Here is an 830-nt window from a genome sequence, read left to right on the forward strand (position 1 = left end):
GCACGTCCTCCATGCGGGCGACGTATTCGCCGTCGACATGGGGAATGCACCACATGTCCCTGCGCCATGGCTTGAGGTCGTTCTCGGCCAGCCGGCGACGCACGGTCTCGCCCGACAGGCTGTCGTGATCGGTGAGCTTGACCATCGTGTCGGCCAGCAGCGTCAGCGTCCAGCGTTTGCGGCCAGCGGGCGGCTTGGCGCATGCCGTCGCCACCAGCAGGGCCTCCTCCTTTCCGGTCAGCTTGCGCTCTGCGCCCGGACGCGGCTCCTCGCTCAAGGCCCGCTCCAGATTGCCTTCTACGAAGCGGCGCTTGGTCCGGCTGACGGTGGAACGGCTGACACTCACGGTCCGAGCAATCTCCTCGTCGCTGCGGCCCCTATCGGCCGCCAGCAAAATCTGCGCCCGCTTGAGCTTGCGGGCGGCGTGCTTGCCGCCGCCGAGCATCGCCCTCAGTTCGTCGCGCTCGGCTTGGCTCAATTCGACCCGATAACGTACATTCATGCTTTGCCTCCTTGTCGGAGGCCGGGACGAATCGATCCATGAGTCAAAAATCAGGCGCGCGCTTAACCGAGAAGCAGGGGCACTACCTCGCTTTCATCCATACCTATTCGTACATGTTCGGACAGCCGCCAGCCGAAGCCGACATTCAGCGCCATTTCCGCGTCAGCCCGCCGTCAGTCCACCAAATGATCGTCACCCTCGAACGAAACGGCTTCATTCGCCGTCAGCCCGGCGTTCCCCGAAGCATCGAGATTCTCCTGCCACCCGAAAACTTGCCGATCCTCGAATGGCTCGGTATCAAAACGTCAAAATCACTGTGATGAACCAC

General features: G+C 62.7%; 2 protein-coding genes. One reads left to right on the forward strand and one right to left on the reverse strand.

Annotated features, from left to right (window positions below; all coding sequences use genetic code 11):
* Nucleotides 1-502 (reverse strand): helix-turn-helix domain-containing protein (locus AC5ZGW_RS46550; protein ID WP_496114191.1); only part of this gene is annotated, 502 nt, incomplete at its 3' end.
* 38 nt (nucleotides 503-540) lie between these two features.
* On the opposite strand from AC5ZGW_RS46550, the gene AC5ZGW_RS46555 reads away from it, so the two are divergent.
* The gene (locus tag AC5ZGW_RS46555; RefSeq protein WP_283039996.1) at nucleotides 541-822 is read left to right on the forward strand and encodes a LexA family protein; all 282 of its coding nucleotides are present in this window, start codon (nucleotides 541-543) and stop codon (nucleotides 820-822) included.
* Nucleotides 823-830 lie beyond the last annotated feature (8 nt).

It is taken from the genome of Bradyrhizobium sp. Crot121, assembly GCF_059512385.1.